At 68.1% G+C, this 26,525-nt stretch carries 25 protein-coding genes and 1 pseudogene; 19 read left to right on the plus strand and 7 right to left on the minus strand.

Annotated features, from left to right (window positions below):
* The first annotated feature begins 131 nt into the window (after window positions 1-131).
* The 13 genes and pseudogenes from lepA (at window position 132) to leuA (ending at window position 14,100) form a co-directional block, all read left to right on the plus strand.
* Window positions 132-2,000: a translation elongation factor 4 gene (gene lepA, locus QF046_RS01280; protein WP_307365410.1), complete on the plus strand. Its 1,869-nt coding sequence runs from the start codon at window positions 132-134 to the stop codon at window positions 1,998-2,000.
* Between the two features lie 56 nt (window positions 2,001-2,056).
* Window positions 2,057-2,707: a DUF1990 family protein gene (locus QF046_RS01285; RefSeq protein ID WP_307365412.1), complete on the plus strand. Its 651-nt coding sequence runs from the start codon at window positions 2,057-2,059 to the stop codon at window positions 2,705-2,707.
* Window positions 2,707-3,948 (plus strand): radical SAM family heme chaperone HemW, encoded by a 1,242-nt coding sequence (gene hemW / locus QF046_RS01290; RefSeq protein WP_307365414.1) that lies wholly within the window; start codon window positions 2,707-2,709, stop codon window positions 3,946-3,948. Before QF046_RS01285 ends, hemW begins: the two co-directional genes overlap by 1 nt.
* 80 nt (window positions 3,949-4,028) lie before the next feature.
* Window positions 4,029-5,072, plus strand: coding sequence for a heat-inducible transcriptional repressor HrcA (gene hrcA / locus QF046_RS01295; RefSeq protein ID WP_307365416.1), 1,044 nt, complete (start codon window positions 4,029-4,031; stop codon window positions 5,070-5,072).
* A 43-nt stretch (window positions 5,073-5,115) separates the two neighbouring features.
* The gene (gene dnaJ / locus QF046_RS01300; protein WP_307365418.1) at window positions 5,116-6,231 is read left to right on the plus strand and encodes a molecular chaperone DnaJ; all 1,116 of its coding nucleotides are present in this window, start codon (window positions 5,116-5,118) and stop codon (window positions 6,229-6,231) included.
* 35 nt (window positions 6,232-6,266) lie between these two features.
* On the plus strand, window positions 6,267-6,995 hold the full coding sequence (locus QF046_RS01305; protein ID WP_307365420.1) for a 16S rRNA (uracil(1498)-N(3))-methyltransferase: 729 nt from the start codon (window positions 6,267-6,269) through the stop codon (window positions 6,993-6,995).
* Window positions 6,996-7,051: 56 nt separating this feature from the next.
* A complete protein-coding gene (locus QF046_RS01310) occupies window positions 7,052-7,399 on the plus strand; it encodes an HIT domain-containing protein (RefSeq protein ID WP_307365422.1) in 348 nt (115 codons plus the stop codon).
* A gap of 88 nt (window positions 7,400-7,487) precedes the next feature.
* Window positions 7,488-8,528: a PhoH family protein gene (locus QF046_RS01315; RefSeq protein ID WP_307372618.1), complete on the plus strand. Its 1,041-nt coding sequence runs from the start codon at window positions 7,488-7,490 to the stop codon at window positions 8,526-8,528.
* A complete protein-coding gene (ybeY, locus tag QF046_RS01320) occupies window positions 8,525-8,983 on the plus strand; it encodes an rRNA maturation RNase YbeY (RefSeq protein ID WP_307365423.1) in 459 nt (152 codons plus the stop codon). The genes QF046_RS01315 and ybeY overlap by 4 nt, the downstream gene beginning before the upstream one ends.
* The gene (locus tag QF046_RS01325) at window positions 8,980-10,278 is read left to right on the plus strand and encodes a hemolysin family protein (RefSeq protein ID WP_307365426.1); all 1,299 of its coding nucleotides are present in this window, start codon (window positions 8,980-8,982) and stop codon (window positions 10,276-10,278) included. The genes ybeY and QF046_RS01325 overlap by 4 nt, the downstream gene beginning before the upstream one ends.
* A complete protein-coding gene (era, locus tag QF046_RS01330; RefSeq protein ID WP_307365428.1) occupies window positions 10,271-11,218 on the plus strand; it encodes a GTPase Era in 948 nt (315 codons plus the stop codon). Before QF046_RS01325 ends, era begins: the two co-directional genes overlap by 8 nt.
* A 2-nt stretch (window positions 11,219-11,220) precedes the next feature.
* Entirely contained in the window at window positions 11,221-12,168 is a 948-nt protein-coding gene (locus tag QF046_RS01335) for an NADP-dependent oxidoreductase (protein WP_307365431.1), read from the plus strand.
* Window positions 12,169-12,344: 176 nt separating this feature from the next.
* Window positions 12,345-14,100: pseudogene (gene leuA / locus QF046_RS01340) on the plus strand (2-isopropylmalate synthase).
* 49 nt (window positions 14,101-14,149) lie between these two features.
* Here leuA and QF046_RS01345 read toward each other — a convergent pair.
* Window positions 14,150-14,836 carry a trimeric intracellular cation channel family protein gene (locus QF046_RS01345; protein ID WP_307365433.1) on the minus strand — a complete coding sequence of 229 codons (687 nt, stop codon included), beginning with the start codon at window positions 14,834-14,836 and terminating at the stop codon, window positions 14,150-14,152.
* Between the two features lie 36 nt (window positions 14,837-14,872).
* Here QF046_RS01345 and recO point away from each other — a divergent pair, with 36 nt between their 5' ends.
* On the plus strand, window positions 14,873-15,634 hold the full coding sequence (gene recO, locus QF046_RS01350; protein WP_307365435.1) for a DNA repair protein RecO: 762 nt from the start codon (window positions 14,873-14,875) through the stop codon (window positions 15,632-15,634).
* Entirely contained in the window at window positions 15,631-16,434 is an 804-nt protein-coding gene (locus QF046_RS01355; RefSeq protein ID WP_307365437.1) for an isoprenyl transferase, read from the plus strand. Before recO ends, QF046_RS01355 begins: the two co-directional genes overlap by 4 nt.
* A gap of 78 nt (window positions 16,435-16,512) precedes the next feature.
* Here the strand turns inward: QF046_RS01355 and QF046_RS01360 are convergent, their stop codons facing one another.
* From QF046_RS01360 to QF046_RS01380, 5 genes are all read right to left on the minus strand, one after another.
* Window positions 16,513-17,115, minus strand: coding sequence for an AAA family ATPase (locus tag QF046_RS01360; protein ID WP_307365439.1), 603 nt, complete (start codon window positions 17,113-17,115; stop codon window positions 16,513-16,515).
* Window positions 17,116-17,155: 40 nt separating this feature from the next.
* Window positions 17,156-17,956 (minus strand): hypothetical protein, encoded by an 801-nt coding sequence (locus QF046_RS01365; RefSeq protein ID WP_307365440.1) that lies wholly within the window; start codon window positions 17,954-17,956, stop codon window positions 17,156-17,158.
* 53 nt (window positions 17,957-18,009) lie between these two features.
* Entirely contained in the window at window positions 18,010-18,552 is a 543-nt protein-coding gene (locus QF046_RS01370; protein ID WP_307365442.1) for a hypothetical protein, read from the minus strand.
* 55 nt (window positions 18,553-18,607) lie between these two features.
* Window positions 18,608-20,131 carry an HNH endonuclease signature motif containing protein gene (locus QF046_RS01375; protein ID WP_307365445.1) on the minus strand — a complete coding sequence of 508 codons (1,524 nt, stop codon included), beginning with the start codon at window positions 20,129-20,131 and terminating at the stop codon, window positions 18,608-18,610.
* A gap of 105 nt (window positions 20,132-20,236) precedes the next feature.
* The gene (locus QF046_RS01380) at window positions 20,237-20,755 is read right to left on the minus strand and encodes an HIT family protein (protein ID WP_307365447.1); all 519 of its coding nucleotides are present in this window, start codon (window positions 20,753-20,755) and stop codon (window positions 20,237-20,239) included.
* 57 nt (window positions 20,756-20,812) lie between these two features.
* Here QF046_RS01380 and QF046_RS01385 point away from each other — a divergent pair, with 57 nt between their 5' ends.
* Window positions 20,813-21,499 carry a DsbA family protein gene (locus tag QF046_RS01385; RefSeq protein ID WP_307365449.1) on the plus strand — a complete coding sequence of 229 codons (687 nt, stop codon included), beginning with the start codon at window positions 20,813-20,815 and terminating at the stop codon, window positions 21,497-21,499.
* A gap of 48 nt (window positions 21,500-21,547) precedes the next feature.
* Here the strand turns inward: QF046_RS01385 and QF046_RS01390 are convergent, their stop codons facing one another.
* On the minus strand, window positions 21,548-22,042 hold the full coding sequence (locus tag QF046_RS01390) for a glutathione peroxidase (RefSeq protein WP_307365451.1): 495 nt from the start codon (window positions 22,040-22,042) through the stop codon (window positions 21,548-21,550).
* Window positions 22,043-22,102: 60 nt separating this feature from the next.
* Here QF046_RS01390 and dusB point away from each other — a divergent pair, with 60 nt between their 5' ends.
* From dusB to dnaG, 3 genes are read left to right on the plus strand one after another with little or no spacing between them, the layout of a single operon-like run.
* On the plus strand, window positions 22,103-23,281 hold the full coding sequence (dusB, locus tag QF046_RS01395; RefSeq protein WP_307365453.1) for a tRNA dihydrouridine synthase DusB: 1,179 nt from the start codon (window positions 22,103-22,105) through the stop codon (window positions 23,279-23,281).
* Entirely contained in the window at window positions 23,271-24,656 is a 1,386-nt protein-coding gene (locus QF046_RS01400) for a deoxyguanosinetriphosphate triphosphohydrolase (protein ID WP_307365455.1), read from the plus strand. The genes dusB and QF046_RS01400 overlap by 11 nt, the downstream gene beginning before the upstream one ends.
* Window positions 24,656-26,521 (plus strand): DNA primase, encoded by a 1,866-nt coding sequence (gene dnaG, locus QF046_RS01405; protein ID WP_307365457.1) that lies wholly within the window; start codon window positions 24,656-24,658, stop codon window positions 26,519-26,521. Before QF046_RS01400 ends, dnaG begins: the two co-directional genes overlap by 1 nt.
* Window positions 26,522-26,525: the final 4 nt, after the last annotated feature.

Raw genomic sequence — 26,525 nt, forward strand, 5'->3', positions numbered from 1 at the left:
TGTGGTCCTCACGCCCCGGTCAGGGTGTGTTCGGGCAACTTCGGGAGACTATCACCGCTGGCGTCGAATGCGGGATTTGGGCACCCGGCTCGTAGACTTGCGGGAACCCTTCCGGCCGCCTCAAGGACCACATGTCACCCCGCGCAATCACCCCGCTGTCGCCGTCTGCGACGCCCGCCACGCAGATCCGCAACTTCTGCATCATCGCCCACATCGACCACGGCAAGTCGACGCTGGCCGATCGGATGCTGCAGATCACCGGCGTCGTCTCCGACCGTGACATGCGTGCGCAGTACCTGGACAGGATGGACATCGAACGCGAGCGCGGCATCACCATCAAGAGCCAGGCCGTGCGGATGCCGTGGCAGGTGGCCGCAGACCCCGCGGCAGGCGCCCAGACCTATGCATTGAACATGATCGACACCCCGGGCCACGTCGACTTCACCTATGAGGTGTCCCGCTCGCTGGCGGCCTGCGAGGGAGCAATCCTGCTGGTGGACGCCGCGCAGGGCATCGAGGCGCAGACGCTCGCGAACCTCTATCTCGCACTCGAGAACGACCTCACCATCATCCCGGTCCTGAACAAGATCGATCTGCCGGCGGCGGACCCCGACAAGTTCGCCAAGGAGCTCGCCGACCTGATCGGCGGTCGTCCCGAGGACGTCATGCGGGTGTCCGGCAAGACCGGGGTCGGCGTGGAGGAGCTGCTCGATCGCATCGTGCAGGAGATCCCCGCGCCGGTCGGCGACCCCGACGCCCCGGCACGCGCCATGATCTTCGACTCCGTCTACGACTCCTATCGCGGCGTGGTCACCTATGTGCGCATGATCGACGGCAAGCTGTCGCCGCGCGAGCGCATCCAGATGATGTCGACGCAGGCGACCCACGACCTGCTCGAGATCGGCGTGTCCAGCCCCGAGCCGATCCCATCAGACGGTCTCGGCATCGGCGAGGTGGGCTACCTGATCACGGGTGTGAAGGACGTCCGGCAGTCCAAGGTCGGCGACACCGTCACGACGGCGCGCCGTGCGGCAACCGAGGCGCTTCCCGGCTACACGGATCCCAAGCCGATGGTCTTCTCGGGCATCTACCCGATCGACGGCAGCGACTACGGCGACCTGCGCGAGGCCCTCGACAAACTGAAGCTCTCGGACGCCTCGCTGCAGTACGAGCCGGAGACGTCCGTCGCTCTCGGCTTCGGCTTCCGATGCGGCTTCCTCGGCCTGCTGCACCTGGAGATCATCACCGAGCGGCTCTCGCGCGAGTTCGGGCTGGACCTCATCACCACCGCGCCCAGCGTGATCTACGAGGTCACCACCGACACGGGCGAGACCGTCGTCGTCACCAACCCGAGCGAGTACCCCGACGGACGCGTGGCATCGGTCGCGGAGCCCATGGTCAAGGCAGCGATCCTGCTGCCCAAGGACTACGTCGGCACCGTGATGGAGCTGTGCCAGTCGCGCCGCGGATCGCTGCTGGGCATGGAGTACTTCAGCGAAGAGCGCGTGGAGCTGCGCTACATGATGCCGCTCGGCGAGATCGTGTTCGACTTCTTCGATCACCTCAAGTCCAAGACCCAGGGCTACGCGTCTCTGGACTACGAGCCCGCCGGGGTGCAGACGGCCGACCTGGTCAAGGTCGACGTGCTGCTGCAAGGCGACAAGGTCGACGCGTTCAGCGCGATCGTGCACCGCGAGAAGGCGTACGCGTACGGCACGCTCATGACCGAGCGGCTGCGCAAGCTCATCCCTCGGCAGAACTTCGAGGTGCCGATCCAGGCGGCCATCGGTGCGCGGATCATCGCCCGCGAGACCATCCGCGCGCTCCGCAAGGACGTGCTCGCCAAGTGCTACGGCGGCGACATCAGCCGCAAGCGCAAGCTGCTCGAGAAGCAGAAGGAGGGCAAGAAGCGCATGAAGATGGTCGGCCGCGTCGAGGTGCCGCAGGAGGCGTTCATCGCCGCACTGTCCGGCGACGTCGAAGGCAAGGACAAGAAGTAGGCAACACGACCGCTGTCGTGAGACGTCTTCCAGGCGAGTCACGTAGGCTGGAACTCATGCGTCGCGGGACATTCCGAGAAGGCACGGTCGACTATGCCGCGGTCGGGGCCACTCATGCCCCCGACCTCATGCAGTATCCGCCGGAGCACAGCGTTCCCGCCGAGGACTCGTGGCGGATCGGCAGCGGTGAGGATCGTTTCCGCACCGCCGCAGAGGCTCTGCTGTCGTGGACCGCGCAGCGCGCGGCCGGACTCAGCCTGAGCGATGTGCGCCCCGAGTCCGGCGCCGCCTACACAGGCGTCAGCTTCGACGCCGAAGGCACGCCGATCGCCCCGAACCGCACCCAGCTCGAGCAGCGCTTCGACGCCGAGGGGACGCCGTTCGCGGCCCCCGGCATGACGCTGAAGCTGCGCGGGCGCGTCAAGGGTATGCGGGCGGATGCCGAGCTGCGGGTGATCTCGGTCACCGAGGAGCGCCGGCGGGTCGGCTTCGTGCTGGGCACCCTCGGCGGCTCTGTGGTGAGCGGTGAGGAGTCCTTCGACATCGAGTGGCGCGAGGACACCGACGAGGTCTGGTTCACCGTGCGCGCCTTCGACGCACCGGCAGCCGTGCTGTACCACCTGCCCGGCATGGTGCGTCGGCGCAGGCGTGAGCTCTTCGCCCGCTATCTGCGTGCGATCTCGCCGCTGTATGCGACGCCGATCTGATGGCGGGCCCGCTTCCCCTGGGAGATCCTGCACCGGCTGACGGCCTGCTGCCCTCGAACCTGGACATCGACGCGACGGTGCCCTTCTCCGCCTACCTGCACGTGCCGTTCTGCCGGGTGCGCTGCGGGTACTGCGACTTCAACACCTACACCGCGACCGAGCTGCGCGGTGCACGCCAGGATCAGTACGCCGACACGCTGATCCGCGAGATCGAGCTGGCGCGGGGCGTGCTCGACGCGGCCGGTGCGCTGCGTCCCATGGATACCGTGTTCTTCGGCGGCGGCACGCCGACCCTGCTGCCCGCCGGCGACCTCGCACGCATGCTGCACGCGGCATCCGACGCCTTCGGCATCCGCGACGGCGCCGAGGTGACCGTCGAGGCGAACCCCGACACGGTCACACCCGAGGTGGTGGAGACTCTGCTGCAGGCCGGGGTGAACCGACTCTCGATCGGAATGCAGTCGGCCGTGCCGCACGTGCTCGCAGCGCTGGACCGCACGCACCGGCCCGAGAACGTCGACACCGCTGTGGCGGCCGCACGCGCCGCGGGTCTCGATGTCAGCGTCGACCTCATCTACGGCGCCCCGGGGGAGTCGCTGGCCGACTGGGAGCAGTCCCTGGACATCGCCCTGGCCCTGGAGCCCGACCACATCTCCGCCTACGCCCTCATCATCGAAGACGGCACCAAGCTCGCCAGGCAGATCCGCCGAGGCGAGGTCGCGGCACCGGATGACGACCTGCAGGCGGACATGTACGAGACCGCTGATCAGCGGCTCGCCGCGGCAGGCTTCGACTGGTACGAGGTCAGCAACTGGGCGCGCCGCCCTTCGCCCGGCTCAGGGACCCGACTGCATCAGTCACGCCACAACATGGCGTACTGGCGCGGCTCGGACTGGTGGGGCTTCGGCCCGGGAGCGCACAGCCACGTCGCCGGCCTGCGCTGGTGGAACGTCAAGCATCCCGCCGCCTACGCGCAGCGGCTCGACACGGGAGATTCGCCCGCCGCCGGCCGGGAGCGGCCCGACGCCCAGGCGCGCACCCTGGAGCGGGTGCTCCTGCAGAGCAGGCTCGCCGAAGGACTTCCGATCGCCGACATCGCCGAACCGTATCGCGTCCGGGTCGCCGAGTTGATATCGGACGGGCTGATCGACGCTGCCTCCGCGCTGCGCGACAAGCACGTGCGGCTCACGCTGCGCGGACGGCTGCTGGCCGATGCCGTCGTGCGGGCTCTGACCGAGTAGCCGCGGCCGGCCAGGGACTGGTTCAGGCAAGCGGGGTAGGATTGGCACTCGGAAGGTCGGAGTGCCAGCGGGGAGGGATCATGGTCACAGAGCGAGGACTCGAGGTTCTCCGCGCGATCGTGCAGGACTACGTCGCCACGCACGAGCCCGTGGGCAGCAAGTCGATCGTCGAGCGGCACGCGTTCGGCGTCTCCGCCGCCACGATCCGCAACGACATGGCGCTGCTCGAGGACGAGGACCTCATCGAGGCGCCGCACACCTCTTCCGGGCGCGTGCCGACCGACAAGGGCTATCGCGTCTTCGTGAACCACCTCGCGCAGGTGCGTCCGCTCTCCACCGGGCAGCGCAGCGCGATCGAGTCGTTCCTCACCGACCCCGCCGACCTCGATGACCTGATGGCGCGCACGGTGCGCGTGCTGACCCAGCTGACCGGCCAGGTCGCCCTGGCGCAATACCCCTCGTTCGCCCGCGCCAGCATCACGCACATCGAGCTGGTGGCTCTCGCCCCGAACCGGATGCTGGTCGTGCTGGTGACCGATGCCGGCGGCGTCTCCCAGCGCATCGCACCCCTGCCGATCGACATCGACGAAGCGGATGTCGCGGTGCTGCGGGCGCAGCTCGCAGCCCTCATCACCGGCAGAGCCGTCGGGGAGGCATCCGATCGGATCCGCTCCGTCCTCGGTCCGGATCAGGTCGCGACCGGTCCGCGTCTGCACCCGGCGCTGCTCGTGCTGACCGGGGTGATCGCGGAGGAGCTCGCCGAGTTCCGTCAGGAGCGACTCGTGATGGCGGGTGCTGCGACGCTCGCCCGCCGGGAGCAGGACTTCCGCGGCAGCATCCACCCTCTGCTGGAGGCGATCGAGGAGCAGGTGACCCTGCTGCGGCTGATGAGCGAGATGGTGACCGACGAGCACGGACTCGCGACCAGCATCGGCACGGAGAACGCCTCGTTCGGACTGGGTGAGGCATCCTTCGTCGCCAGCAACTACGCCGCACCCAGCGGCACCGCACGCGTCGGAGTGATGGGCCCGACGCGCATGGACTACCCGAGCAACCTCGCGGCGGCCCGCGCCGTGGCGCGCTACCTGTCGCGCATTCTCGAGGAAGACGGAACCGGGCGCTGATGCGCCGGGTCGAACACATTCACGCACACGCAGAAAGGTGATCGTGGCGGATCATTACGAAGTACTCGGAGTCTCTCGTGAGGCATCGCAGGACGAGATCAAGAAGGCCTACCGCAAGCTCGCGCGGCAGCTGCACCCGGATGTGAACCCGGGGGAGGACGCCTCCGAGAAGTTCAAGCTCGTCACGCACGCCTACGACGTGCTCAGCAACGACGAGTCCCGTCGTCGCTATGACATGGGCGGCGATGACAACGGCGGCTTCGGGGGCGGCGGCTTCGGCGGATTCGGGGACATCTTCGAGACGTTCTTCGGCGCGGCCGGCGGCGGTGGCCGATCGGCCCGCCCGCGCTCGCGTCGAGAGCGCGGCGAAGACGCCCTGGTGCGCCTCGACCTGGAACTCGGCGACGTGGTCTTCGGCGTGCACCGGGACATCGAGGTCGACACGGCAGTTCTCTGCGAGACCTGCAACGGCAGCTGCTGCCAGCCGGGCACCTCGCCGGTCACCTGCGACGTCTGCGGCGGCTCCGGGCACGTCCAGCGCCAGGTGCGCAGCCTGCTGGGCAACGTCATCACCACCCAGCCCTGCGGCAGCTGCGAGGGATTCGGCACGCGGATCGAGTCCCCGTGCGGCGCCTGCGCCGGTCAGGGGCGGGTGCGCACGCGTCGCACCGTCGAGCTCGACATCCCCGCGGGTGTCGAGACGGGCCTGCGTCTGCAGCTGCCCGGATCCGGTGCGGTCGGACGCGCCGGCGGCCCGAACGGCGACCTGTACATCGAGGTCACCGTTGCTCCGCATCCGGTCTTCAGCCGCGAGGGCGACGACCTGCTGGCCACTCTCGAAGTGTCGATGACGGATGCCATCCTCGGCACCACCACGACGATCGAGGGCCTCGACGGGCCGGTCGATCTCGAACTGCGCACCGGAGTGCAGTCCGGGGACGTGCTGACGATCGGCGGACGCGGGATCACCCCGCTGCGCGGCAGCCAGCGCGGTGACCTGCGGGTGGGTGTGCAGGTCCTGACACCGACGCGCCTGGACTCCGCTCAGCGCAAACTGATCGAGGAGTTCGCGAAGAAGACGAAGGCGCCTGAGCCGAAGCTGGCCCAGTTCCAGCAGGGCCTGTTCTCCAAGCTGCGCGACCGCTTCCGCAGCCACTGAGCCCACACCACTGCCCGGACCCGATCGGAGCCGACATGGCCCTGCACTTCATCGTTCCCGACTGCACGGACACCCAGATCGGCGACATCATCTCGCTCACCGGCGCCGAGGCGAAGCATGCCTCGGTCGTGCGGCGGGTTCGGGTGGGGGAGACCATCACGCTCGGCGACGGGAAGGGCACCTGGCTGGAGGGAGCCGTCGAAGACGTGTCGCCCTCGCGCGTGACGGTGCGGATCGGAACCCGCAGCACGCAGGAGGTTCCGGCGTCGCGGCTGCTGCTCGCCCAAGCGCTGGCGAAGGGCGATCGCGACGAGCTGGCCGTTCAGGCAGCCTGCGAACTCGGCGTCGATGAGGTCATCCCGTGGCAGGCGGCGCGCAGCGTGTCGCGCTGGGAGGGTCCGAAGGCCGTGAAGGGTCGCGAGCGCTGGGCGAGCATCATCCGCGAGGCCGCCAAGCAGGCCCATCGCGCCTGGGTTCCCGAGGTCGCGGCGGTGGAGAGCACTGCGCAACTCGCGAAGAGGGCAGCGGATGCCAGGATCCTGGTGCTCGACCCGTGGACGACCACGCGCCTGACCGCGATCGAGTCCGACGGGCGCGACATCGTGCTCGTCGTCGGACCCGAGGGCGGCATCGCACCCGAGGAGCTGGAGCGGCTGGAGGCCGCGGGCGCGGAGCGCGTCAAGCTCGGAGACACGGTTCTGCGCACCTCGACGGCGGGGCCGGCCGCGATCGCGGTGCTCTCCGGCATCCTCGACCGCTGGTGAACAGCCCTCATCAGGACCAGGGTTCATCAGCATCCGTGCTCAGTAGACTGAACGTCATGACAGAGCCCTCGATCTTCACCCGCATCCTGAACGGGGAGATCCCCGGCGAGCTCGTCGCGCAGACCGAACGCGTCTTCGCCGTCCGCGACATCAACCCGCAGGCACCCCTGCATCTGCTCGTCATCCCGAAGACCGAGCAGTACCGCGACGTGACCGAGCTCGCGGCGGGGGACCCCGCGCTGCTGGCCGAGATGGTCGACGTCGCCCAGCAACTCGCCACCGAGCACGCCAACGGCGAGTATCGCCTGATCTTCAACAAGGGCGCCAGTGCCGCGCAGTCCGTCTTCCACGTGCACGCTCACGTGCTGGGGAACATCGAGGAGGGCAAGCTCGTTGGCTTCTGACACGGCATCCCCCTCCGACAGCGGCACCGCCGCGCAGTTCCCCGCCCAACCCGAGCGAACCGAGCGCATCTACGCCGACGGTGTGGCCATGGTGCAGCTGCTCGGTCCGCAGGATCGACTGCTGCGCATGCTGGAGAAGCAGCATCCACGAGTCCAGGTGATGGTCCGAGGCAATGAGATCAATCTCGGCGGTTCGGCAGCAGACGTCGCCGATGCCAAGAAGCTTGTCGAGGAGTTGCTGGAGATGACGAGAGCCGGACATGACCTGGTGCCGAGCGACGTGGAGCATTCCGCCCGCATCCTGCGCCGTGAGGAGGGGCCGCGCCCGAGCGAGGTGCTCGGCGAGGCCATTCTGTCCACGCGCGGCCGCGTGATCAGGCCGAAGACCCTCGGGCAGAAGGAGTACGTCGACGCGATCGAGGAGAACACGATCGTGTTCGGCATCGGTCCCGCCGGAACGGGCAAGACGTACCTCGCCATGGCGAAGGCCGTGCAGGCGCTGCAGCGAAAAGAGGTGCAGCGCATCATCCTCACGCGACCCGCCGTGGAGGCGGGGGAGCGCCTGGGCTTCCTGCCCGGATCGCTGACGGACAAGATCGACCCGTACCTGCGCCCGCTCTACGACGCACTGAACGAGATGATGGATCCCGAGATCGTGCCGCGCCTGATGGCGGCGGGAACCATCGAGGTCGCGCCCCTCGCGTACATGCGCGGTCGCACTCTGAACGACTCCTTCGTCGTGCTCGACGAGGCGCAGAACACCACTCCCGAGCAGATGAAGATGTTCCTCACCCGCCTCGGCTTCGGCACACGGATGGTCGTCACGGGCGACATCACGCAGGTCGACCTTCCGACGGCCGCGTCGGGACTTCGACTCGTGACGCGGGTGCTCGACGACATCGACGACATCCACTTCTCGCGACTCACCAGCGACGACGTCGTGCGCCATTCGCTGGTCGGCCGCATCGTCGACGCCTATACGGAATACGACGAGCGGCGCACCGCCTCCCGCGCGGAGCGCGAGCAGGCACATGAGTTCGCGAACCGCGCCGAGCGGCGCACGGGCGCACGCCCGAACCCGAGAGACAACAAGCTGAGAGACCGCAAGCCGAGACGGGGCCTGGAATGATCGAGATCAACAACGAGTCGGCGATCGAAGTCGACGAGACCGTTCTGCAGCGTCTCACGGACTACAACCTCGCCCAGCTGCACGTCAGCCCTGACGCCGAGGTGGCGATCGTGCTGGTGGACGAGGGCGCGATGGAGTCGCTGCACGTGCAGTGGATGGACGAGCCCGGCCCGACCGACGTGCTGAGCTTCCCGATGGACGAGCTGCGTCCAGGCAGCCCCGACCGCCCGACCCCTGCCGGGCTGCTCGGCGACATCGTACTGTGCCCGCAGGTCGCTGAATCGCAGGCGCAGACCGCCGGTCACACACTGATGGACGAGCTCATCCTGCTCACCACGCACGGGCTGCTTCACCTGCTGGGCTTCGACCACGCCGAACCCGACGAGGAGCGTGAGATGTTCGGGCTGCAGAAGACCCTGATCGAGGGCTTCGCGCGGGCTGAACGGCACCGATGACCCCGGTCTTCCTTCTCGCCGTCGCGGTCCTGATGGTCGCGTTCGGCGGCGTGATGGCGGCGGTCGACGCGGCGTTCTCGGTCAGTTCGACCTCCGATCTGGAGGAGCTGGCGGAGACGGGGCGCGGTGCCCCGGCACTGCGCCGGATCGCCGCTGATCCCGATCCGCACGTCAACGCGGTCGCGTTCATGCGCGTGCTCTCCGAGACCACCGCCGCTGTGCTCGTCACCGTCGCGCTGGACTCGCTGCTGCCCAGCATCTGGTGGGCGATGCTCGCCGCTGTCGTGCTGATGACGGGAATCACGTTCGTGCTGGTCGGCGCCAGTCCGCGCTCCTACGGCCGGCTGCACGCCGCCGGCATCCTGCGGTTCTGGGCCCCCACCGTGCGCGGCGTCCGCATCCTCCTCGGCCCGCTCGCGCAAGCGCTGGTGCGTGCCGGGCGCCGGGTCACTCCGGGCGGCGGACGCAGCAGCTTCGCGTCCGAGGAGCAGCTGTTGAGCATGGTGGACGAGGCCGCATCGCACGACCTCATCGAGGCGGACGATCGCGATCTGATCCACTCGGTCTTCGACTTCACGGACCAGTTCGTACGCGCCGTGATGGTGCCGCGCACTGAGATCCTGACGGTGGATGCCGCGGCCACGACCACCGAGGCGATGGACCTGTTCCTGAGCAGCGGTGTGTCGCGCATGCCTGTCGTCGACGACGATGCGGACGACATCGTGGGTGTGCTGTACCTGAAGGACCTGGTGCAGTTCGCCTACCGCGACGAGAGCTCCTGGCGCGGGGCGCCGGTCAGGCCGATCGCCCGACCCGCCATCTTCGTGCCCGAGTCGATGCGCGCCGAGACGCTGCTGCAGCAGATGAAGCGCGACGCGGTGCACGTGTGCATCGTGATCGACGAGCACGGCGGCATCTCGGGTCTGGTCACCCTCGAGGACCTCATCGAGGAGCTCGTGGGAGAGATCGCCGACGAGTACGACCGCGGTCCGGCCGAAGTGGTGGACCTGGGTGCAGGACGGTACCGGGTGAACTCCCGGCTGCCGCTGGAGGACGTCGGCGACCTTTTCGGCCTGGAGGTCGAGGACGAGGACGTCGACTCGATCGGCGGACTGCTCGGCAAGGCGCTCGGGCAGATCCCCCAGCCGGGTGCGATGGTGTCCGTGCAGGGCCTCGTGCTCACCGGCGGCGCATCGCGCGGCAGAGGACGAGGCATCGCGACGGTGTTCGTGGAGCGCGCCCCGGAGGGGCATGATGAGGACGGCGATCGTGACGGAGGACAGCGGAATGACTGAGAACAGCGACCGGACTGAGCAGGCCGGAGACGGCGGACAGACCCGCAGCGGATTCGTGACGTTCGTGGGAAGGCCGAACGTCGGCAAGTCCACGCTGACGAACGCGCTGGTCGGCGAGAAGATCGCGATCACCAGCGAGAAGCCGCAGACCACGCGGCGGGCGATCCGCGGCATCCTGAACCGCCCGGACGGGCAGCTCGTGATCGTGGACACCCCCGGCATCCACCGTCCGCGAACCCTGCTCGGCGAGCGACTCAACGACCTGGTGGAGCAGGTTCTCGGCGATGTCGACGTGATCGGCTTCTGCGTGCCGGCGACCGAGAAGGTCGGGCCAGGAGATCGCCGGATCGCGGCGTCGCTGGACGGCTACGGCCGCGCCAAGAAGATCGCGATCGTCACCAAGACGGATGCCGCCGACAAGGACCAGATCATGGAGCGCCTCATGGAGGTCGACTCGCTGCGTGAGGACTGGGCCGCGGTCATCCCGCTCTCGGCACTGGGTGATGGGGTGATGGGAAGCGACCAGCTGGATGTCCTCGCCGACGAGATACTCAGGCTGCTGCCGAGGGGCCCTCGACTGTATGACGACGGGATCGTCACCGACGAGTCCGAGGAGGACCGCATCGCGGAGATCATCCGCGAGGCGTCGCTGGAGGGCGTGCGCGACGAGCTGCCGCACTCGATCGCCGTGGTCGTGGACGATATCGCACCGCGCGAGGACAGCGACCTCACCGACGTGTACGCCTCGATCGTCGTCGAGCGCGACAGTCAGAAGGCGATCATCATCGGTCACAAGGGCTCGCGGCTGAGCAAGGTCGGCGCCGTCGCGCGCGCGGACATCGAGAAGCTGCTCGGCACCCGCGTATTCCTCAAACTGCATGTGAAGGTCGCCAAGGAATGGCAGCGCGACCCCAAGCAGCTGGGACGTCTGGGGTTCTGAGGATGGCCCGGCACTGGATCGCACCGGACTTCGGTTCGCCCGACACCTGGTGCTTCGAGGAGTACGACGTATCGGCGCCGGGTCCCGGCGAGGTCACGATCCGCGTGCTCGCAGCCGGTGTGAATCCCGCGGATGCGAAGCACGTCGCCGCGCCGCGCCCCGGCATCGAGATGCCCGTGCCGATCGGGTACGAGATCTCCGGTGTGCTCGCGGCGATCGGGCCCGGCACCGAGATCGTCACGGGGTCGGCGTCCGTCGGCGACGAGGTCATCGCCTTCCGGGTGCGCGGCGGCTACGCGACGGAGATCACGGTTCCGGCGCAGAAGGTGCTGCGCAAACCGGCCGCTCTCACGCATCCCGAGGCTGCCAACCTCCTCCTGGCCGGTACGACCGCGGCCGAGATGCTCCACGTCGTGCGTGCCGAGCCTGGGGAGACTCTGCTGCTCCACGGAGCGTCCGGTGCGGTGGGCGTCAGCGTGCTGCAGCAGGCCGCGCTGCGCGGCATCCGGGTGATCGGCACCGCCTCGCCTTCGCGATTCGACGAGGTGCGCCGGTTCGGCGGCATTCCCGTCGCACATGGTGACGGACTCGCCGACCGCGTCGCAGCGGCACTCGACGCCGCGGGCGCCGAGCGCATCGATGCGGCGCTGGACGGCGTGGGCACCGACGAGGCGATCGACGTGTCGCAGGCATTCGTCGCCGACCCGTCGCGCATCGTGACGATCGCCGCTCCCGCCGCCGCGGCCGTGCACGGCTTCCATGCGATCGCCGGCTCCATGCCGGAGAGCGCTCGTTTCCGCGACGGCGTCCGCGAGCATCTGGTCGAGCTGGCCGAACGCGGTGCGCTCGTCGTGCCCGTGGCCCGTGTGTACCCGCTGGATCAGGCGCCGCAGGCGCTCGCGCTGCTGGCATCCGGGCATCCGGGCGGCAAGGTCGCGCTCGTCCCCTGACGGGCCGCGGCGGTCATCGCGTGAGCAATCTGCCAACCGGGGTGTTAGCATCGGGGTATGCCTCTGGGCGGAATGCTTCTTCTTAGCTGCCGCGACGAGTCCTGAACATCGGGCCTCTCTCGTCGCGGCGCTTGTGTTGGCCTGAACACACTTTCTGACGAAGAGAAGCCCCAATCATGAAGAACTCCCAGAAGCCGTCTGCGATGCCGGTGCACAAGTACCGCCCCTTCCACGAGCAGATCAGCGTCGACCTTCCCGACCGCACCTGGCCCTCGAAGCGCATCACCGAAGCACCGCGCTGGTGCGCGGTCGACCTGCGCGACGGGAACCAGGCACTCATCGATCCGATGTCGCCCGAGCGCAAACGCGTCATGTTCGAGCTGCTCGTCAGCATGGGCTACAAGGAGATCGAGGTCGGTTTCCCCTCGGCGAGCCAGACCGACTTCGACTTCGTGCGCCAGCTGATCGAGGAGAACCTGATCCCCGACGACGTCACGATCCAGGTGCTGACGCAGTGCCGCGAGCACCTCATCGAGCGCACCTACGAGTCGATCCGCGGCGCCAAGCAGGCGATCGTGCACTTCTACAACTCCACCAGCGTGCTGCAGCGCGAAGTGGTGTTCCGCTCCGACCGCGAGGGCGTCAAGCAGATCGCCCTCGAGGGCGCACGCCTGTGCCGTGAGTTCGAGAAGCGCATCCCCGACACCGAGGTCTACTACGAGTACTCGCCGGAGAGCTACACCGGCACCGAGCTGGAGTACGCGCTCGAGGTGTGCAACGCCGTGATCGAGGTGCTCGAGCCGACTCCGGACCGCAAGGTGATCATCAACCTGCCCGCGACGGTCGAGATGGCCACCCCCAATGTCTACGCCGACTCGATCGAGTGGATGAGCCGACGCCTCGCGCACCGCGAGAACGTGATCCTGTCGCTGCACCCGCACAACGACCGCGGCACAGCCATCGCCGCCTCGGAGCTCGGCTACCTGGCCGGCGCGGACCGCATCGAAGGCTGCCTGTTCGGCAACGGCGAGCGGACCGGCAACGTCGACCTGGTCGCGCTGGGCATCAACATGTTCACGCAGGGCATCGACCCGCAGATCGACTTCAGCGACATCGACCAGGTCAAGCGCACGGTCGAGTACTGCAACCAGCTGCCCGTGCCCGAGCGCAGCCCATGGGCCGGCGACCTCGTGTTCACCGCGTTCAGCGGCTCGCACCAGGACGCCATCAAGAAGGGCTTCGAGTCGATGGCTGCGAAGGCAGAGGCGCAGGGCGTCACTGTCGACGACATCGAATGGGGCGTGCCCTACCTGCCGATCGATCCGAAGGACCTGGGCCGGTCGTACGAGGCGGTCATCCGCGTCAAACTCGCAGTCCGGCAAGGGCGGAGTCGCCTACCTGCTGAAGACCGACCACGCACTGGATCTGCCCCGCAAGCTGCAGATCGAGTTCTCGGGCGTGGTGCAGGCGAAGACGGATGCCGAGGGCGGCGAGGTCACCAGCGACCAGATCTGGTCGATCTTCAACGACGAGTACCTGCCGGCGGATGACGCCGAGGCCAAGTGGGGTCGTTTCGAACTTCTGGGAACCCAGACGCGCAGCGACATGTCCGGCGAGGTCTCACTGGACGTCGTGCTGCGCGACGGCGACGAGCGGGTGGCCACGGCGGGCACAGGCAACGGGCCGATCGCCGCGTTCATCGAGATCCTCCGCGAGCGGGGCTTCGCGGTCTCGCTGTACGACTACGTCGAGCACACCATGTCCAGCGGGGGCGACGCGCAGGCGGCCGCCTACGTGGAGCTGCAGGTCGACGAGCACCGGCTGTGGGGCGTCGGCATCGACGGCGACATCTCGACCGCGTCGCTGAAGGCGATCGTGTCGTGCGTGAACCGCTCGATCCGCACGCGTGCGGGCGAGCTCGCCGCGGTCTGAGTGCTTCGACGGGCTCAGCAGCCGATGGGTCGCTGAGCCTGTCGAAGCGTCACGGCTTGATGATCGGGATCATCCCGGTCTCCGTCGCGACCTTGCGGCGGTGCAGTCGGCGCTGCTCGGGCAGCGAGACGTCGTAGATCACGGCCAGCACGCGGATCACGGCGGTCAGGGCGATCCCGGCTATGGCGGCCACGGCGATGCTGAGGCCGAAGGCGTGCATGATGACGATCAGAGTGCAACCAGCGCCCGCTGCGACCGCGTACAGCGAGCCGACGTGCATGATCGCGACGGGCAGACCCATGAGCATGTCCCGCAGCGCTCCGCCGCCGACCGCCGCGCACACGCCGATGAAGACGGCGGGAACGGGTGGGATGCCGAAGGCGATGGCCTTGCTGACACCGAAGGCGCCGAACATGCCGATGACGACGGCGTCCAGACCCACGATGAGGGTGTTGAGGCGGTTGAAGACCCCGGCCAGCAGCATCCCGAGCAGTGCGGCGCCCACGGCCGTGACCAGGTACCAGTCGCTCTGCAGGGTGGCCGGGGGCTGACCGATCAGCAGGTCACGGATGAGGCCGCCGCCCATGCCGATCATGATGCCGATGATCGCGACGCCGAGCCAGTCCAAGCGGCGCTGGCCCTGGAATCCGGCGGCGAACATGGCACCCTGGATGCCGCCGAGGCCGACGCCGAGGAGATCGGCCCAGAGGGGGATGGTGAAGAGCGGTTCCGTCACCCGTCCATTCTGCTGTGTGCGGGGGATAATCGTTGAGTGCCGACCTATCGAGACGAAGCGGTGATCCTGCGCACCCACAAACTGGGTGAGGCTGATCGGATCGTCACGATGCTCTCGCGCCGCAACGGCAAGATCCGAGCGGTGGCGAAGGGTGTGCGCCGCACGTCGTCGAAGTTCGGGTCGCGGCTCGAGCCGTTCATGGTCGCCGATGTGCAGCTGTATCAGGGGCGATCGCTGGACATCGTGCAGCAGGCGGAGTCGCTGGGCACCTACGGCGCCGACATCGCGGCCGACTACGAGCGGTTCACGGCGGCCAGTGCCATGGTGGAGACCGCGGATCGACTCAACGAATCCGAGGCCACGTCGGATCAGTATCTGCTGCTGGTCGGAGGTCTGCGCTCGCTCTCACGTGGCGAGCACGCCGCGCGCAGCATCCTGGATTCGTACCTGCTGCGAGTGATGGCGCTCTCGGGCTGGGCGCCGGCGCTCGAGGACTGCGCACGCTGCGGCGTGCCCGGCCCGCACGCGCACTTCGGCGCGCAGTTGGGCGGCGCGGTGTGCACGGACTGCGCACCCGCCGGCAGCCCGCGGATCTCCGCCTCCACCCTGGGACTGCTGCGAGCTCTGATGGCCGGCGACTGGGAGCTGATCGATGCGGCCGCGCCGGGAGATCTGGCGGCGGCATCCGGCACCGTCGCCGCATACGCGCAGTGGCATCTGGAGCGCGGCATCCGATCCCTCGAGCACGTTGTCGCGCCTGCGCGACTCGCGCCCTTCCACGGACAAGGATCACGGTGACCCCGAAGCCCTACACGCACAAGGATGCGGTGCCGTTCCGCCCGCTGGACTGGACCGGTGCTCATCCGCCGACCTTCCCGGCCGTGCCGAATCATGTCGCGATCGTGATGGACGGCAACGGGCGCTGGGCGAACCGGCAGGGGCTCACGCGAATTCAGGGGCACAAGGCCGGCGAAGAGGTGCTGCTCGACGTCGTGGCAGGCGCCATCCAGGCGGGTGTGAAGCACCTGTCGGTGTACGCGTTCTCCACGGAGAACTGGGCGCGCTCGCCCGAAGAGGTGCGCTTCCTGATGGGTTACAACCGCGACGTGCTGCACAGACGCCGCGACCAGCTCAACGAGTGGGGCGTGCGGGTGCGGTGGGCCGGCCGCAAGCCGCGGCTGTGGGGCTCGGTGATCAAGGAGCTGCAGTTCGCCGAGCAGCTCACGCGCGGCAACGACGTGCTGACGCTGACGATGTGCGTCAACTACGGCGGTCGGGTCGAGCTGGTGGACGCCATGCGGGCCATCGCCGAGGATGTCAAAGCCGGTCGCATGAAGCCAGGCGCGATCACGGAGAAGCAGATCCGCAAGCACCTCTACGTGCCGGACATGCCGGATGTGGACCTGTTCCTGCGCAGCTCGGGGGAGCAGCGCACCTCGAACTTCCTGCTCTGGCAGTCGGCGTACGCCGAGATGGTGTTCCTCGACACGCTGTGGCCGGACTTCTCGCGCGAGGAGCTGTGGCGCGCGATCGGGATCTACCTGTCGAGGGATCGTCGCTTCGGGGGCGCTGTGGATGCCCCGGACGAGTCGTCCTGACCGGCATCCGGTCCTGTGCGGGCTGGCGGCCCGCCCGATCCACTGAGGTGGTCCCGTTCTGCTGACCGATCTCGAGGATCAGTCAGCAGATCGTTCGTTCGTCGGCTGATCGGGCTGTCGCAGGCTGGTTGCGAGCCAGCGCTCGGCCTGGCGCGGGTGGCTCAGTCGCACGACGGTGAGGTGCGGGAACTCGATCTCGTGGGCCGGCATCCGCTCGCGCCAGCGGTGCAGGGTCTTGGCCTGCCAGCGGAGCACGTTCTCTTCGGGGTCGGTGGTGGTCGCGAGCTTCCACAGGGTGGGTTCGCGGTTGCCGTTCCAGAGTTCGCGGCGCAGGATGCTGCGTGCGAGGGTGCGGCGCCACAGACGTGCCCGCACGATGCGGTCCGGGTAGTCCAGCCAGACCACGAGCTGTGCGCGTGGTGGGAGCAGGTCGTTCACGCCGCGAGCGGTGTACTGCCATTCGCTGACCCACGTGTCGGTGGCGGCGAAGGCGCGCACGTCGTCGAGGAATTCGGGGCGGGGGACCCAGCCGGGCCCGTGGTGCAGGGCGTCGAGCTCGTAGCAGGGGATGCCCAGGGCATCGGCTATCCGTGCGGCGAATGTCGTCTTGCCCGATCCGGAGACGCCTGCGACGAGCACGCGGGTCGGCCGGAGGGGCAGCGGATCGTGGGCGTCGAGCACTGAGAAAGGGTATCCCAGTGGTAGACGAGCCTGCGGTGCCTCAGCAGCCGGGTGCGGTGGGGTTTTCGGTGCAGGTGTGGGCGACGAGGGCGGTGTGTGCTTCGTAGATGTGGATGTGTTGGGTGGTGCCGGGGATGGTGAGGGTGCCGGTGATGGGGATCCAGCCGGTGCCGAGGTCGATTTCGGCGGTGTAGGTGGTGTCGGTGTGGGCTGTGTAGGTGCCGCGTTCGGTGTAGGTGTGGCTGGTGTCGGTGGGGGTGAATTGGGGGAGGTGGAGGTCTTCCCAGGTGTTGCCGCTGGTGGTGGATGTGCGGGTGGTGGTGTCGCCGTAGTGGAAGGTGAAGGTTTTGGGTGTGAAGCGTGCGGTGAGGGGGTAGCCGAAGAGGGTTCCGTTGCGGGTGTGGGTGGTGGCGGTGGTGGTGAAGTTGGTGGGGAGTCCTGCGACGCCGAGGTTGTTGGGTTCGCCGGTGAGTGTGGCGGGTGCGGGGGCGAAGCTGGCGAGGTCGGTGATGGAGAACGCGGGCGTGGCGGGTGTGCTGCCGTCTTCGGTCGGTTCTACGTCCTTGGGTGTCAGGCGGAGGCATTCGTCGAGGCTGGTCCACTCGACGCACCGGTTGTCGAACGGATGCGTCGGCTTCGGCGGCTTCGGGGTGAAATCGAGATTCACCACTGGACTGGTGGCACCCTGATGAGCTTCCGGATTTGTTCGACCCGGCGTACCCGGTATTTTCTGCGTACCGGCCAGGTTCAAGCGCTCGTTCTTGAGATCCTGTCGGAGCGAGTCAAGGAGCGAGCCGAGCTCGTCGCCCTCTCCGGCGAGTGCGGGGGAGGCCGACAGCAAGCATGCGGCAATGATTGCCGATGCTATGACTCCTAAACCAGGTCGCCCGCGGTTCAACATGTGAACTCCGAAGTTGGCTCCTTGCTGGACATGATCTGCAGGCCCGTTGAAGTTCCTGCGGGGACGAAGAGGACTTTTCTTCCATGCCGCGCGGCCCGGTTGGCCGGGAGAGCAGATTCACCGTCAGGCGTGATCAAGTCGACATCACCAGTATCGAGGCAGAGCTGCGCGATGATCTCATCTGCCGAATTCGACACAGGCGTGAAGGAGTCGAAAGTGCTGACACCGGTCTTCTTCAGATTCTCGGCGTGGTACAGCGTCAGGCTTTCTTTCTCCGGGGCGAGAGCGGTGCCCGTCAACCATTGATATACGGGTTCAAAGGACTTGGGATCTGCCGTGTCTACGGCATTCACTGCGTCCGTGTACGCCCGGTACGTCTCTTCCGCCGCAGCGAATGCTTCTTCGTCTGATGCGAACAGCGCGGTCTTGGTCGGCTTGGGTTCCGGCTCGGGGGTGCAGGCGGCCAGCATCCCGAGCGCGAGCAGACCGGCGGACAGCGCACCGACGGCGCGGAGGGACGAGGTCGCGAAAGTCACCCGGACACGGTAGCCCGAATGGCTCAGTTCCCGCTGGAGTTATCCACAGCGGTGGTCAGAAGGGTGCGTGGGCGTCGGCTGGAGTGGTCCAGTCGATGTCTGCCCCAGGTTGTGGGGGATGCGCGATGGGTTCTGGCCCGCTGGGCACGAACATGACCCGCCTGGGTGGCCGATCAACGTGGGTTCGGCCGGTGGGGCTGGTCCATCTGAGGGTCCAGTCGGGGAGCTGTCGGGCGGTCCAGCGGTGCTGGTCGGGGATCGACGGATGCTTCAGTGCGTGGTGGGTTTTGCAGAGGTGGGCGAGATTGTCCAGACTGGTCGAACCGCCGAGGGCATGGTCGAGGGTGTGGTCGGCTTCGCAGCGGTGCACAGGCATGCGGCAGCCGGGGAACCGGCAGTGCTGGTCTCGGGCTTGCAGGAACCTGCGCATCCCGGCGGTGGGGGTGTAGGTGTCGGTTTCGGTGACCATGCCGGTGGGGTCGAGGAACAGACGCGTCCAGCCGGTGTTCCTCCCCGCGAGGGCCCGGGCGATGTCGGGGTGCAACTCTCCGTGCCCGTCGAGCTGGGCGGGGTGGTCGTCCAATCCGGCGAGGGTGGTGGCGTTGACGGTGACCTGGATGGTCGCGGTGACATTCGACAAGCCCGGACCCTGGACCTCGGACGGGTCAGCGCCCAGGAGCAGGTCGGTGAGCAGGTCGGCGCGGATCTGGTCGGTCGTGCGCTCATCCGAGGGGATCTGGATGACCTTCGGGCCGGCGGCGAGCATCCGGTCTACATGCTCCCAGTACGCGTCGAGGTCCTCCTCGAACGGGTCACTCGTGAACGTCCCACCGCTCCCGAAGATCACGCCACCATCCCAGACCTCCGCGGCTTCCGCCTCCCAGGCGTCGTCGTCGACCGGGAGCATCGGAGCACGGTCGTCCGTGTTGTGCTTCTGCACGCGGGCCAACCGGGTGAGCCTGTCCAGGATCCCGATGGCGAGATGCTCCGGCAGCACCGCCTGCAGCAGCGCAAGGCCGTCACCCACTGACCGCACCGTCACCGTGCGCTCTGCCCCGGCTGCCTTGTTCCGTTCGGTCAGGCTCAGCCCCGCGATGGCCGCGGCGACCTCGCGGACATGGGCACGGGTACGCGCCGGGGCTTCGGTCTCCGCGAATGCGAGAGCCGCGGTCTCGAACGCTACGAGCATGCTCTCCTCGATCACGCCGTCGCGGATCGCCGCACGGACAGGTGCTGCCGCGCGCACGATCTCCCGCACATGCGCGGCCGTCACCCGGCCGGCCCGGAACGTGTCCCGCAGGGCGGGGAAGTCCTGGTCCAGGAACCGTGCGTCGGCGAACGCCTGCGACACGCTGCCGGTCGCGATCCGTCCCGCCGCGGAGAACTCCGCGATCATCGACCGCTCGATCGCATCCCGATGCACCGGCTGCGCCACGACATCCGCATCCATCAACCGGGCCCGCTGCGCGAGCAGGTCCGCGGAACGGGCTTCCAGCATGGCGATCTGACGACGCGTCTCGACCCACTCCTCCAGCAGCGCGGACTGCGCTTCCAGGTGGGTGATCGTGTCGGTGGACATGCCTCCAGTATAGAACAAAGCTTCGACATCGGGAAGGGTTGTGGAGAAGTATTTTGCCTGGTGATCCGGGCGTTTCGTCTCACTGTGCCTGCTCAGTGACCGGGTTCAGCGACCGGAGCGCGCACGCCCGTCGCGTGGGGCGATCTCGACCGCGTCCGAGGCGACGAGGTCGTTCAGGTGCCGCGTGATGCTCGCTCGGAGTGCGTCGTGCCGTTCGCCGAGTGCGGTGGCCGGATCACTCCAACTGGTGGGGTCGTAGAGCCAGACGGGGAGACGGACCAGTTCCGACGTCTCCCACTCGTAGCGCGGCCAGACATGGGCGTGGACGAACGTGTCGGCGTTGCCGAGCACCTCGATGTTGGTGCGCCGGAACGACGGGTCGGCTTCGCGGCATGCGCGTTCCACCGCCGTGGCGAGCAGGTCGGCGTCGGCGAGGAACCTGACACGTTCTGCCCTCGGCATATCCGCCAGAGACTTCGCATTCGGATCACGCCCGAGAAGCACGCAGTAGCCCGGCAGGAACTGCACGTCGCCGATGACGGCATAGCCGCTGTCCAACTCGGCGATGACCGTGGGGTTCTCGCCGCGTGCCGCTGAGCCGATCCGATCCTCGCGCCAGTCCATTCCACGACGATATCGGTGCCGCGGAATACCCCGGCACATCGTGCAGTTGCACGTGTTGTGAGCGAACCCATCTCGATAGACATCTGGTCCGACATCGCCTGCCCGTGGTGCTACATCGGCAAGCGCAATCTCGAGACGGGATTGGCGGCTGTCGCCGGTGACGAGGATGCGCCGCAGGTGACCATCACCTTCCACTCGTTCGAGCTCTCGCCCGACACCCCGGTCGACTTCGACGGCGACGAGATCGACTTCCTCGCCGGGCACAAGGGAATGCCGCGCGAGCAGGTCGTCGAGATGCTCGACAACGTCACGAACGTCGCCAAGAACGCCGGTCTCGAGTACCGCTTCGACATGCTCAAGCACACCAACACGGTCAAGGCGCACGAGCTGCTGCATCACGCGAAGGAGCAGGGGCTCCAGCACGAGATGGAGGAGCGGCTGATGTCCGCCTACTTCACCGAGGGCAAGCACGTCGGCCGGATCGACGATCTCGTCGAGCTCGCCGTCGAGATCGGTCTGGATGCCGATGCCGCCCGCGACGCCCTCGACAGCGCCAAGCACCTGCCCGACGTACGCCAGGACCAGGTCCAGGCCCGCGCCTACGGCATCCAGGGCGTTCCGTTCTTCGTCATCGACGGACAGTACGGCATCAGCGGCGCGCAGCCGCCGGCCGCCTTCGAGAACGTCATCCGCGACGTCTGGGCGGAGAAGAGCGCGGCGAAGTCTGACGTGACCGCAGGCTGAGGCCCGCTACGCGTAGGGATGCGGCGGACTCAGTCCGCCGCATCCGGCTCAATGGGAGAGCGCATCCTCGATCGCGGAGACGACCTCGGCGGAGTCCGGAAGCTGCTTGGGGCGGAAGCGCTGTACCGAGCCGTCGCGTCCGACGAGGAACTTCTCGAAGTTCCACTCCACCCGGCCGCCCTTGCCCTTGGCATCCGTCGTCTGCTTGAGAGCCTTGTAGAGCTCGTGTGCGCTGCGCCCGTTGACCTTGACCTTGTCGTTCACCGGGAAGGTGACACCGTAGGTCGTGGAGCAGAACTCCAGGATCTGCTCCATCGACCCCGGCTCCTGACCCATGAACTGGTTGCAGGGGAATCCGAGCACGGTGAACCCGCGATCGGCGTAGGTACGCTGCAGCTGCTCGAGCTGCTCGTACTGGGGAGTCAGCCCGCACTTGGAGGCGACATTGACCACCAGGACCACATCCGAGCCGAAGTCGTCGAGTGTCTTCACCGAGCCTTCGGCGTCGGAGAACGGGATCTGTCGGATGGTCGAATCGGTCATATCCCCAGCCTAGATCTGCTGGGTCCGGGCAGGGCCGAGGTCTGGGAGAATGGAAGGGATATGACTCTCGCCACTGACACAGCACCTCTCGCAGGGACTGCTCCCGCACTCCGCATCGGTCCGATCGACCTCGACGTGCCCGTCGTCCTCGCACCCATGGCGGGGATCACGAACACGGCGTTCCGGAGACTGTGCCGCGAATACGGGGCGGGGCTCTACGTCAGCGAGATGATCACCTCGCGCGCCCTTGTCGAGCGCAACGCCATCACGATGCGCCTCATCCAGCACCACGAGAGCGAGACGCTGCGCTCCATCCAGCTGTACGGCGTGGATCCGGCCACGATCGCCGAGGCGGTGCGCATCATCGTCTCCGAGGACCGCGCAGACCACATCGATCTGAACTTCGGCTGCCCGGTGCCCAAGGTCACCCGCAAGGGCGGGGGAGCGGCGCTGCCGTGGAAGATCGGCCTGTTCTCCGACATCGTCGACCGCGCCGTGAAGGCTGCCGGTGACGTGCCGCTGACCGTCAAGATGCGCAAGGGCATCAATCAGGACCATCTGACCTTCCTCGACGCCGGCCGCGCCGCCGAAGATGCCGGTGCGGCAGCCGTCGCACTGCACGCGCGTACCGCTTCGGAGTACTACTCGGGTCACGCCGACTGGAGCGCCATCGGTGAGCTCAAGCAGGCCGTCACCAGCATCCCGGTTCTCGGCAACGGCGACATCTGGTCGGCGGACGACGCCGTGCGGATGATGTCGGAGACCGGTGCCGACGGGGTCGTCGTGGGCCGCGGATGCCTGGGGCGCCCGTGGCTGTTCGGCGAGCTCTCGGATGCCCTGGGCCAGGGTGTCGAGACCAAGCCGAAGGTCGACGCGACCCTGCAGTTCGTGACTCAGGCGTTCCGCAGGCACGCAGAGCTGCTCGTGGAGTTCTTCGAGGACGAGGACCGCGGATGCAAGGACGTGCGAAAGCACGTCTCGTGGTACTTCAAGGGCTACCCGGTCGGCGGTGAGGTGCGCGCGGCTCTCACGCGGGCGTCGACCTTGCAGGAGATCGACGACCTGCTCGGTACCCTGGGCGACTCGCCGTACCCGGGAATCGGCGCGGAGGGACAGCGTGGGCGTGCAGGGTCTCCCAAGCGCACCGCACTGCCTGAGGGCTGGCTGGACTCGCGAGAGATCGGCGAGGGCATCGGCGACATGATGCGCGGCGCGGAGGTCGAGAACAGTGGTGGTTGATCCGGCGGGGGATTCCGGTACACCGGGCTACAGCACCCACGACGCCGAGCGCGTCTTCGCCGAGACGCACCGATCCTCGCGCAACGACTTCTCCCGTGACCGCGCCCGTGTGCTGCACTCCGCGGCGCTGCGCCGCCTCGCTGCCAAGACACAGGTGCTCAGCCCAGCCAGCACGGCCGATTTCGCCCGCAATCGCCTCACCCACTCGTTGGAGGTCGCGCAGGTCGGCCGTGAGCTCGCGAGCGCACTGGGCGTGTCCGAGGACGTGGTCGACACGGCCTGCCTCAGCCACGACCTGGGCCATCCGCCGTTCGGGCACAACGGCGAACGCGCACTCAACGACTGGTCGGCCGACATCGGCGGGTTCGAGGGCAACGCGCAGTCGCTGCGCATCCTCACTCGGCTCGAGACGAAGGTGATGGACGACGACGGGCACTCCGTCGGCCTGAACCTCACCCGTGCAAGCCTGGACGCGGCGTGCAAGTATCCGTGGACGATCGACAACCCGATGCCGGATCCGGGCGGACGCCTGAAGTTCGGCGTGTACCCCGAAGACGAGCCGGTCTTCCGGTGGATGCGGGAGGGCGCCCCCGGACGCCTGCGCTGCATCGAGGCCGAGATCATGGACCTCTCCGATGACATCGGATACTCGGTGCACGACTTCGAGGACGCCATCCTCAACGGCTACCTGGACGTCTCCCAACTCTCCGACCCCGTCGAGCACGACGCGCTCATCGACCGGATCCAGCAGTGGGTCGGCTACGACTACACCCGCGAGGAGCTCGCCGACGCCCTGTACCGGCTGGCCCGCCAGCCGATGTGGCTGAGCACCTTCGATCGGTCCCGCCGCGATCTCGCGAGGCTCAAGAACCTCACCAGCGACCTCATCGGCCGATTCGCGCGGGCATCCGTGGCGGCGACCCGCGAGGCGCATCCCGGCCCGTCCATCGCCCGCTACAACGGCCACGTCGTGGTGCCGCGGGTGGTGGAGACCGAGATCGCCGTGCTCAAGGGCATCATGGGTCAGGCGATCGTCACGATCGAGGCCCGCAAGGGCGTGTACAAGGAGCAGCGCCGCGTGCTGGGGCGACTCGCGGATGCCCTGTGGTCCACGGACGCGCTGTGGTCGGCCGGCGCCGATGTGCTCGAGCCCGCCTTCGCCGCCGATTTCCTGGACGCGACGACGGATGCCGAGCGTGCCCGCGTCGTCGTCGACCAGATCGCGAGCCTCACTGACCAGACCGCAGTCGACTGGCACAACCGCCTGGTCGGCGAGATCGACCCGGCCGAGGTCGGCATCTGGACGCCGAGGCACGTACGCCCCGCTGCGCACCGTCGACCTGCCGCGCGGGTGTCCGCCGAAGGGGCGCACTGATGGCACGGATCCTGCAGGCCGACGTCGAAGAGGTGAAGTCCCGCACGAACATCGCGGACATCGTCGGGGAGCGCGTGGCGCTGAAGTCCGCGGGGGTCGGGTCGATGAAGGGGCTCTGCCCGTTCCACGACGAGAAGAGCCCCAGCTTCCACGTGCGCCCGCAGGTGGGCTTCTATCACTGCTTCGGATGCGGCGCCTCCGGCGACGTGTACTCGTTCCTGCGTGAGATGGACCATGTCAGCTTCACCGAGGCCGTCGAGCGACTGGCCGGGCGGGTCGGATACGCCCTGCACTACGAGGACGGCGGGGCGGCTCCGGAGACCAGCGGGCGCAGCCGGCTGTACGCGGCGAACACCGCGGCGGCGGAGTACTTCCGCGGCCGGCTGCTCAGCCCCGAGGCCGAGAGCGCCAGGCGGTTCCTCGGGGAGCGCGGCTTCGACGCCGGGTCCGCTGCCCACTTCGGCGTCGGCTACGCGCCGCGCGGCTGGGACCACATGCTCAAGGCGCTGAGCGATCAGGGATTCACCCGCGAGGAGCTCAGCAATGCCGGACTGGTCTCCACCGGTCAACGCGGCGTGTACGACCGCTTCCGCGGGCGGGTGGTCTGGCCGATCCGCGACGTCACCGGGCAGACGATCGGCTTCGGCGCACGCAAGCTGTACGACGACGATCAGGGCCCGAAGTATCTCAACACACCCGAGACGCCGATCTACAAGAAGGCGCAGGTGCTCTACGGACTCGACCTCGCCAAACGCGACATCGCCCGCGGTGACCCGCGTCGCGTGGTCGTCGTGGAGGGATACACCGACGTCATGGCCGCCCACCTCGCCGGCGTCACCACCGCCATCGCCACCTGCGGCACGGCGTTCGGCACCGAGCACATCAAGGTGCTGCGCCGCGTGATGGGCGATGACTCCGCGGCCGGTGAGATCGTCTTCACCTTCGATGGCGACGAGGCGGGCCAGAAGGCCGCGCTGCGCGCGTTCTCCGAGGATTCGCGCTTCACGGCGCAGACGTTCGTCGCCGTCGCGCCCGACGGTCTGGATCCGTGCGACCTGCGCCTGCAGCGCGGGGACGCCGCGGTGCGCGGGCTGATGGATGCCAAGGTGCCGATGTTCGAGTTCGCGATCGATCGCAAGCTCGCAGGATACGACCTCTCCACAGTCGAAGGGCAGGTCGGTGCGCTGCGCGCCGCGGCGCCCATCGTCGCCGTGATCCGCGACGAACTGCTGCGTCCCGGTTACGAGCGCGTGCTCGCCCGTCGTCTCGGCATGGACCCGACCGACGTGCACCAGGAGGTGCAGCGGGCCGCACGAGGCGCCGCTGCGGCAGAGCGAGAACCCCAGCGCAGCACGCAGCAGAGCTCGACGGCAGCGGCCGCCGAAGCGCCTTCGACGCGCGTGCGTCTGGCGGACCTTCCTCGCACGGCCGACGTCGCCATCGAGCGGGACGCGCTGATGGGCATCCTGCAGTACGGGCATCTCATCGATCCCGAGCTGCTGGGGCGCGCCGTGGCGGAGCAGTTCCGGAACCCGGGACTGGATGCGGTGCGCGAGTCCGTGGCCGCGGTCGAGGACCGCACGCGGGTCGGCTGGTCGACGTCGGCCGCGGATGCGGTGCGCGAGCCCTACCGGAGCCTGGCGGGTGAGCTGCTGATGATGCCATTCCCCGCGAAGGACGAGGAACGGGCGCTGTTCTCGGCCACAGACCTCTGCCGCCGGTTGATCCTGCGCGCGATCGACCGCGAGAAGAACGAGCTGCTCGGGGCCGTGCAGCGCATCCCGGCGGACTCCGACGGGGGTCGCGCGCTGCGCATGCGACTGCGGGACATCGACCTGGAACGGATGAGATTCGTCGAGTCCTGACCAC

Source organism: Microbacterium sp. W4I4 (genome assembly GCF_030816235.1).
GTDB lineage: Bacteria > Actinomycetota > Actinomycetes > Actinomycetales > Microbacteriaceae > Microbacterium.